Genomic DNA, 8376 nt, shown 5'->3' with positions numbered 1-8376 from the left:
CAGCACTTGCCGTCCGGCTTCCAGGCAGGCGGCGATGGCTTCGGAATAGACCTCCGTCTTGCCGGAGCCGGTGACGCCGTCCAGCAGCGTCGTGCTGAAGCCGGTCGCCGCGACCTTGCCGCGCAGCGACTCCGCCGCTGCCGCCTGTTCGGGCGACAGAACGGGTCCGGGCAGCCGCCAGTCCGGCGCCGGTATGTTGCGGGTCGGGTGCAGCAGCACCGGCTCCAGCACACCGGCATCGGCCAGACCGCGCACGACCGCGGCGCTGCACCCGGCCTCCAGCGCCAGTTCCGCCGAGGGACGCGGCGGCCCGTCGGCCAGCAGGTCGAGCACGCGGCGGCGTGCCGCAGTCATCCGCAACTCGGCCAGGCGTCCGGGATCGCCGAGTTGGTAGGCGGTGATCGGCTTCGGCGGCTCCATCCCGCCGATGGCGCTCAGGGCCATGCGCAGCACGGCGCCGGGTGGCGCCATGGTGTAGGCGGCGACCCAGTCGATGAAGCGGCGGTGGATTTCCGGCATCGGCGGGATGTCGAAGCGCTGGGCCACCGGACGGAGCTTGGTTTCGGAAACCTCGCCGGTTCCCGGCCCCCAGACCACGCCGAGCAAGTGACGGGGACCCAGCGGCACTTCGACGTAGTCGCCCTCCCCCAGTTCCATCCCGGCGGGAACCTTGTAGTCGTAGGCCTCGGGCAGCGGCAGGGGCAGCAGGACGGCGACGCGCCGGGCCTGGGGCACGGGACGATTGCCGCCGACCTGTTCTTCATCGCCGAAATCGAATCCGGGGGCGGAACTGGAACCATGGTCCGCCATGGGTTAAACTGCCTCCGGGTTTACACGCCGCCCACTTGCAATCCGCCAAGTGGGCTGGCACTTGCCGCAACCGCTGCAAAGATCAATCAAGGACCAATTCCTGATGAAGTTCTTCATCGACACCGCCGATCTCGCCGAAATCCGGGATCTCGCCGAGACCGGCCTCCTGGACGGTGTTACCACCAACCCCTCCCTGGTAGCCAAGTCCGGCCAGAATTTCATCGAGCTGGTCAAGGAAATCTGCCAGATCGTTCCCGGTCCGGTCAGCGCCGAAGTGGCCGCGATCGATTTCGAAACGATGCTGGAGGAAGGCCGCTACCTCGCGACGCTGGCGCCGAACATCGCCGTCAAGGTACCGCTGACCCCCGCCGGACTGAAGGTCTGCAAGATCCTGTCGTCCGGCGGCACGATGGTCAATGTCACCTTGTGTTTTTCCGCGGCACAGGCACTGCTGGCCGCCAAGGCCGGCGCCAGCTTCATCTCGCCCTTCGTCGGCCGGCTGGACGATATCGGCCATAACGGGCTGGAGCTGATCTCGGATATCGTCCAGATCTACGACCAGTATCCCGGCATCACGACCGAGGTCCTGGTGGCGTCGATCCGCAACCCGATCCACATCACGGAAAGCGCCAAGATGGGCGCCCATGTCGCGACCATGCCGCCGTCGGTGCTGCGCCAGCTTTTCAACCATCCCTTGACCGAAAAAGGTCTTGCGCAATTCGTCGCGGATTGGGCCAAAACGGGTCAGTCGATCCTGGACAAGACCGCTAAGTAAGCTCACAAGACGTTGCCGGGAGAGAAACCGTTAGGACACGGGTGATATCCTTGGGAAATGGCACGGGGTTGGATGATGGCAGGGGGCCGACGCTGATGGCTCGGGAGAGCGGACATAGCCACCGGACGATGGATGCGCTGAACGCGGAGGATGTCGCGGCATATCTGCGCGAACATCCCGATTTCCTGAACCAGCACGCCGATCTGGTCCAGCATCTGACTCCCCCCGCCATGTCCCATGGCAACGGTGTGGCGGACTTCCAGTATTTCATGGTGGAGCGGCTGCGGGGTGAGCTTGGGCGGCTGAAAGACCAACAGCGCGAGCTGATTTCCACTACCCGCGCCAACATCAACAACCAGAACCGCATCCACGCCGCTGTTCTGTTCCTTCTGGATGCCCGTACGTTCGAGCAGCTGATCCAGACCATCACGACCGATCTGGCCGTCCTGCTGGACCTGGACGTTGCGGCTCTGGCGGTAGAGGCCAACGGTGCCGAGAAGCCGCACGTACACACCACCGGCGTACGGGTGGTCGAGTCGGGTACGGTCGATGGCTGGCTGGGCAAGCGCGACGTCATGCTCTATTCCGACCTGAACGGCGATCCCGCGATCTTCGGCGCCGCCGCCGGTCTGGTGCGCTCGCAGGCCTTGATCCGCATACAGGTAAGCGAAGACACGCCCGCCGGTCTGCTCGCCTTCGGCAGCCGCGATCCGGAGATGTTCCATTCCGGTCAGGGCACCGAACTCGTCTGTTTCCTGGCCCGTGTGATCGAACGCAGTATCCGGGCATGGCTGGACCTGCCGGAGTAAAACCCGCGCGTGTCCTCGGCTTCTCCTGCGCCGAGGACGTCAATGCCGCGATCGCGGCGTGGCGGCGATGGCTGGAGATGGAAAAGCGGGTGTCGCGGCACACGCTCAGCGCCTATACCGCCGATCTTTCCGGCTTCCTGGATTTTCTGACCGGCTATCACGGCCGTCCTCCCTCGATCAACGATCTGAGCGAAGCGCGCTTCATGGACTTCCGCGCTTGGCTGGCGCGGCAGGCAGCCGATGGGCTGGGCACGGCAAGCCGCGCCCGCGCGCTGTCCGGTGTCCGCAACTTCTTCCGCTGGCTTGACCGAAGCGGGCAGATGCACAATCCGACGATCGGCCTGATGCAGGCGCCCAAGCTGCCCACGCGGCTCCCGAAGCCGCTGACGGAAGGAGATGCCGCCAGCCTTCTGACCACAGCCGAGGAATGGGCGGACGAAGCCTGGATCGGCAAGCGCGACCGCGCGCTGTTCACGCTGCTGTACGGCTGCGGGCTCCGAATCGACGAAGCTCTGAGCCTGAACCGGTGCGACATGCCGGATGAGACTCTCCTGGTCACCGGCAAGGGCCGCAAGCAGCGGATGATCCCCGTGCTGCCCGTGGTCCGGGAAGCGCTGGAAAGCTACGTCGCGGCCTGTCCGTATGCCCTGACCGCCGACGGCCCGCTGTTCGTCGGATCGCGTGGTGGCAGGCTGAACGCGTCGATCGCACAGAAGCGGATGCGTGACCTGCGTCCGCTGATGGGGCTGCCGGATACCGCCACGCCGCACGCGCTACGCCACAGCTTCGCCACTCATCTGCTGGCCGACGGCAGCGATCTGCGCGCCATTCAGGATCTTCTCGGCCATGCCTCCCTGTCGAGCACCCAGCTCTACACGGATCTCGATCCTGAACAGATGCTTGGGATCTACGAGAACGCCCATCCGAGGGCGCGGACGAAGAAGAGCGAATAGGCAGCAAGCTAGCGCTGCCTGACCGCCCCCATGTCACCCAACGCCATCAGTGCTAACGGCCCGAGCGCCACGACGGCGCCCTGGGCCGCGAAGGCCAGCCCCCAGGCGAGCAGGCTGGCGCCGCCCCCGGCAAGGTCCAGGATGCCGCCGAAGGCGACGGACCCCACGAAGGCAGCCGTGAAGCCCAGGAAGGAGTGGACCGCCATGGTGGCTCCGCGCTGGCCGGCAGCGGCATTGGTGACGGCGCCGACCGTCAGCGACGCGCTGTCGGCGGTGACGGTGATCCCGTAGAGGCCTACGACGAAAACGGCCAACCAGAATGGCAGCGCCGCCGAGAACCCGACGACGCAGGCCAGCGCCGCCGAACCCGTCATGATGCCGATCAGGAAGCGGCGGCGGCCGAACCGGGTCGCGGCCTCGTTTCCCAGAATACTGGCTGGCAGGCCGAGCAGGAGGATGACGGTGCCGAGCATCGTCACCACGGCTGGGATGGCGCCTTCGGACACGGCTCCATGGTCGAGGGCGTAAGCGAAGGCCAGGAAGGCCACCAGCCACGCGCGCAGGCCGAACAACTCGTAGCAGTGGGCGGAATAGGCCAGGATATAGCCCATCGCGGCCCGGTTGCGCAGGACCGGGCGGAAATCAAGCAGCGCCTGCGGCGGCACCGCCCGCTCCGGCCCCGCCCTGGGGATTCCCCACCATGCCAGAACCAGCGCCACGGTTGTAGCGGCAGCCGAGGCGGTGAAGGCGGCAGGCCAATCCATCGCTCCGCCGACCAGACCGGCGAGCAGGACCGAGGTACTGGAGCCCAGCGCATAGCAGGCAGTGTAGAAGGAGAGGTAACGGCCCTGGCGCGGTCCGCCGGTATTGTCCGACAGGATGCGCAGGCCTGGCATATAGGTTCCCGCCAACCCCACGCCGCCGATCGCCCGGTACAGCGAAGCGCTCCACAGCCCGTCGGCGAACAGGGCGAAGCCGAGCAGGGCTATGGCGCTGATGGCGGTCGAGAACAGATATATCCGCCGGGGATCGACCCGGTCGGTCAGGGTTACCAAGACGGGCACGGCGGCGACATAGCCGCCGTGGAACACCCCGTTGATCCAGCCCGCCTCGACATTCCCGATCCCCCACTGAGCGAAGAAAGCGGGCAGAAGGGCCGGGAAAGTCATGGTGCCCGCCATGCCGAGAACCTCGGCAAGGCAGAGCACCACCGTAAGGCGGAATGCGGAACCGGAAGCCGGATCAGATATGGATCGGCCGGCCATCCACCGCCAATGCAGCTTCCTTGACCGCCTCGGCCAGGGTCGGATGAGCGTGGCAGGTGCGGCCGATATCCTCGGCCGAAGCGCCGAACTCGATCGCCAGGGTCACTTCGGCGATCAGGTCGCCGGCGTTCGGGCCGACGATATGGACGCCCAGCACCTTGTCGCTCGCCGCATCGGCCAGGATCTTCACGAAACCGTCGGTATAGCCCAGGGCACGGGCACGTCCGTTGGCGGTGAAGGGGAACTTGCCGGTCTTGTACTTGACCCCGGCCGCCTTCAGCTCTTCCTCGGTCTTGCCGACATTGGCGGCTTCCGGCCACGTGTAGACCACGCCCGGAATGGCGTCGTAGTTGATATGGGCCGACTGGCCGGAAATGAACTCCGCCACCGCGACGCCTTCGTCCTCCGCCTTGTGGGCAAGCATCTGGCCTTCGATCACGTCGCCGATCGCGTAGACGCCGGGGACGCTGGTCTGCCAATGGGCATCGGTGACGATGCGGCCCCGTGCGTTGACCTCGATCCCCATCTCTTCCAGACCCAGGCCGGCGGTGTAGGGACGGCGGCCGATGGCGACCAGGACGACGTCGGCTTCGACCTGCTGCGGCTCTCCGCCCTTGGAAGGCTCGACCGTCAGGGTGATGCCGGCGTTTCCGGCGGCGGCGCCGGTGACCTTGGTGCCCAGCTTGAAGGTGAAGCCCTGCTTGCCCAGGATGCGCTGCATCTGCTTGGACACTTCGCCGTCCAGGCCGGGCAGGATACGGTCGAGATACTCGATCACCGTCACTTCGGCGCCCAGGCGGCTCCAGACGGATGCCAGTTCCAGCCCGATGACGCCGCCGCCGATTACTGCGAAGCGCTTGGGCACTTCCGTCAGTTCGAGCGCGCCGGTGGAGGTCACGATGCGCTGCTCGTCGACTTCGACGCCGGGGACCGGGATCGACTCGGAACCGGTCGCGATGATGATGTTCTTGGCGCCGATCACCTCGGCGCCGCCGTCGCCTTCCACGGTGACTTCGCCCTTGGCGGAGATGCGGCCCTTGCCCTTGAGCCAATCGATCTTGTTCTTCTTGAACAGGAACTCGATGCCGGCGGTGTTGTCTTTGACGACCTTGTTCTTGTTGGCCATCATGGTCGGCAGATCCAGTTCGACCGAGCCGAGCTTGATGCCATGGCCCGCGAGCGTGTGCTTGGCCTCCTCGAACTTCTCGGAGCTGGTCAGCAGCGCCTTGGACGGAATGCAGCCGACATTGAGGCAGGTGCCGCCGAGCGTCTTGCGCTGCTCGACGCAAGCCGTCTTCAGGCCAAGCTGTGCGGCGCGGATGGCGGCAACGTAACCGCCGGGTCCGCCGCCGATGACGACGACGTCGTAGGTTTTCTCAGGCATCTTTTCTTCTTCGCCTCCGTGGGCAGCTCGCGGGCGGGCCATGCTTTGCGGTTGCGATTTATGGCCCTTCAAGCCGCTCGTGGCAATCTCTCAAACTTCGGCAAACCCACGGAAATGGCTGGATTCACGCACTTCCGCGTTGCCCTGTGCGCATGGGAGGCACACACGCGGCGATGGGTCGCATGGGTACCGGAGATGGTTTGGCATCGTTGTAATTCTTCCTTAACCGCGGCGGCCCCCATGATGTCGTCACGTGATGAGGGGACGGGCGACGCCCCTATCCTCCGGCATCCAATCGAAGCAAGAACATGGCCGAAGACACGTTTCACGAAACGCAGCACGATCTGGCGCGCACGCTGATCCGGACCTTCTATGAGGCCCTGTCGGGTCAGTTCGACCGGAAGGACCACATTACGAAGGAAGAGTTGGACCGGGCGTTCAACCTGATCGAGGGATTCTGGCCAAAGACTCTGCCCGCCTTCAAGGCCAACTGCCGGCTCTGCATAGACAAGATCGGCGCGCGGGCCTACAACCCCGATGCACGGCGCAAGGACTTCCTGACACGGTTCGTCTTCTCGCTGCTGATCACGGGCATCCCGTCGCGCATGGATCCCGGCAGCGGCAAGTACTTTCCCCAGGTGATCGTCCGCGGCATCCAGCGGAACATCGTCAACCTGTTCAGCAACGCCGAGTACGAAATGCTGAACAGCCAGGCTCAGGCGATCTTCGCCACCATCGGCACCGACGACGACGCCCAGACATGGCCGCTGATCCGAGCCGACGAGACGATGAGCATGCTGGCGGACAAGATCTTCATCCGCATGCTGCTGCGCTTCAAGCAGTTCAACCAGCAACGCCAGAGCTTCACCGGGATAATCGTCGCCAACATCGAAGCGAACGCCTACAAGTTCACCGATCGGGACTTCTGCGATGTTTTCGACGTGGTGTTCGGCCGCTACGACCAGATGGTCAAGAAGCCGGAGGGACGGACGAAGATGGACGTCTACTATGGCGACGGCACCGCGGACGGCATCATCAGCATCTTCTTCGCCTTCGAACAGTTCAAGAAGGACATGATCGTGCGCGAGGGGCTTGCCAATAAGGGAAAAGGCAAGCGGTCGGGTGGGCGGAGGTGATTGGAGGCCTTACCGTTCGATAACTTGTTGTTAACCACGATGCAGGATGCTGGATTGGTTAATTTTGCCAATCCGGGGAAACAATGACCTGTATCGTAGGATTGATCGACGGCCGCCGCGTATGGATGGGCGGCGACAGCGCCGGAGTTTCGGGGCTGGATATCACCGTACGCGCCGACCCCAAAGTCTTCCGCAATGGTGATTTCCTGATCGGCTTCACCAGTTCCTTCCGGATGGGTCAGTTGCTGGCTTTCCGCCTGCGGCCCCCTCCCCGTCCCGAAGGCATGGACGTCTTCCGCTACATGGTGATGGATTTCGTGGACGAAGTCCGGAACTGCCTGAAGGAAGGCGGCTATGCCCAGCGGAACAACGACGCCGAACAGGGCGGCAGTTTCCTGGTGGCCTATCAGGGCCGGCTGTTCTCGATCCAGAGCGACTATCAGGTCTGCGAAACCAACCGGGGCTTCCACGCCATCGGCTGCGGCGCCGACTATGCGCTGGGTTCGCTCGCCTCGACGGCGGGCCAGCCGGCCGAGCATCGGGTCCGCCGGTCGCTGGAATGCGCCGAGATGCTGAACGGCGGCGTGCGGGCACCCTTCAGGATCGAGCACCTGGACGCCGATGAAGACAACCTGACCTTGCCGCTGCTGAGTGCTGTCGCCTGAACGCCATCAGAAGATAGTGCGCGCGTGACCGAGATACTGCGGCGCCATAGTCCTGCGCCGTGCCGCTGGCGGCCATGCTGGTATCGGAGGAGATCATGTAGACCAGCGCGCAGGGATCGTAGGACCGGATCGCGCTCAGCACACGCAAGCCATCAAGGCCGGGCATGTGAATGTCGAGCAGCACTATATCGAACCGCCGGGAGCGATAGGCGGCGACAGCATCGACGCCGTTATCCACTTCGATAAACTGGAAACTGGTTCCCGGCCAGATGAAGTTGCCTTTGATGAGCGCCCGCATGGTTCTAGAATCGTCGGCCAGCAGTACCTGAAGTGTAGCGGGAAGCTTCATGGCGCAGGGTACTCGAAAATCCGGACCGCGATTGGCTGGCCCAGAAAAAGAAGGGCGACATCGACCGCGATAGCGCCGCTGCCGGGTGGAGTTTGGCTGCCTGCCGCTCCGGTACCTACTTCCTCGGCGGTTGGCAGGGACAGGGTAACTTCGCCTTGTATCAAGCCCTTCAAGTTACCGGCGATGACGTTGCATAGCTCGGCGACCACATCGGCGCGGTCTGCGGCCGA

At 64.5% G+C, this 8376-nt stretch carries 10 protein-coding genes; 5 read left to right on the top strand and 5 right to left on the bottom strand.

What is annotated here, in order from left to right; genetic code table 11:
• A partial coding sequence (locus AC5JJ6_RS30845) for a primosomal protein N' family DNA-binding protein (RefSeq protein ID WP_496045718.1) occupies positions 1-810 on the bottom strand: 810 nt, incomplete at its 3' end.
• 103 nt (positions 811-913) lie between these two features.
• Between AC5JJ6_RS30845 and fsa the strand changes: the two genes are divergently transcribed.
• The 3 genes from fsa to AC5JJ6_RS30830 all read left to right on the top strand — a co-directional run bounded on the left by fsa (position 914) and on the right by AC5JJ6_RS30830 (position 3347).
• The gene (gene fsa / locus AC5JJ6_RS30840) at positions 914-1585 is read left to right on the top strand and encodes a fructose-6-phosphate aldolase (protein ID WP_496045717.1); all 672 of its coding nucleotides are present in this window, start codon (positions 914-916) and stop codon (positions 1583-1585) included.
• A gap of 68 nt (positions 1586-1653) precedes the next feature.
• Positions 1654-2394: a DUF484 family protein gene (locus AC5JJ6_RS30835; RefSeq protein WP_244619613.1), complete on the top strand. Its 741-nt coding sequence runs from the start codon at positions 1654-1656 to the stop codon at positions 2392-2394.
• Positions 2373-3347, top strand: a complete 975-nt coding sequence (locus tag AC5JJ6_RS30830; RefSeq protein ID WP_496045716.1) for a tyrosine recombinase XerC — start codon at positions 2373-2375, stop codon at positions 3345-3347. The genes AC5JJ6_RS30835 and AC5JJ6_RS30830 overlap by 22 nt, the downstream gene beginning before the upstream one ends.
• An 8-nt stretch (positions 3348-3355) precedes the next feature.
• On the opposite strand, the gene AC5JJ6_RS30825 is transcribed toward AC5JJ6_RS30830, so the two are convergent.
• Positions 3356-4612, bottom strand: coding sequence for an MFS transporter (locus AC5JJ6_RS30825; protein WP_496045715.1), 1257 nt, complete (start codon positions 4610-4612; stop codon positions 3356-3358).
• Positions 4590-5996: a dihydrolipoyl dehydrogenase gene (gene lpdA / locus AC5JJ6_RS30820; RefSeq protein WP_496045714.1), complete on the bottom strand. Its 1407-nt coding sequence runs from the start codon at positions 5994-5996 to the stop codon at positions 4590-4592. The genes AC5JJ6_RS30825 and lpdA overlap by 23 nt, the downstream gene beginning before the upstream one ends.
• Before the next feature lie 308 nt (positions 5997-6304).
• Between lpdA and AC5JJ6_RS30815 the strand changes: the two genes are divergently transcribed.
• Both AC5JJ6_RS30815 and AC5JJ6_RS30810 read left to right on the top strand, forming a co-directional pair.
• Positions 6305-7132 carry a hypothetical protein gene (locus AC5JJ6_RS30815; protein WP_496045713.1) on the top strand — a complete coding sequence of 276 codons (828 nt, stop codon included), beginning with the start codon at positions 6305-6307 and terminating at the stop codon, positions 7130-7132.
• A gap of 83 nt (positions 7133-7215) precedes the next feature.
• A complete protein-coding gene (locus AC5JJ6_RS30810; RefSeq protein WP_496045712.1) occupies positions 7216-7797 on the top strand; it encodes a hypothetical protein in 582 nt (193 codons plus the stop codon).
• Here the strand turns inward: AC5JJ6_RS30810 and AC5JJ6_RS30805 are convergent.
• Together AC5JJ6_RS30805 and AC5JJ6_RS30800 are read right to left on the bottom strand one after the other, a co-directional pair.
• Positions 7730-8146, bottom strand: coding sequence for a response regulator transcription factor (locus AC5JJ6_RS30805; RefSeq protein ID WP_496045711.1), 417 nt, complete (start codon positions 8144-8146; stop codon positions 7730-7732). The two genes, AC5JJ6_RS30810 and AC5JJ6_RS30805, sit on opposite strands and share 68 nt — an antisense overlap.
• A partial coding sequence (locus tag AC5JJ6_RS30800) for a hypothetical protein (protein ID WP_496045710.1) occupies positions 8143-8376 on the bottom strand: 234 nt, incomplete at its 5' end. The genes AC5JJ6_RS30800 and AC5JJ6_RS30805, both read right to left, overlap by 4 nt.

It is taken from the genome of Skermanella sp., assembly GCF_059503625.1.
Note: the sequence above shows the minus strand (reverse complement) of the source record. Positions and strands in the feature narration are given on the sequence as shown.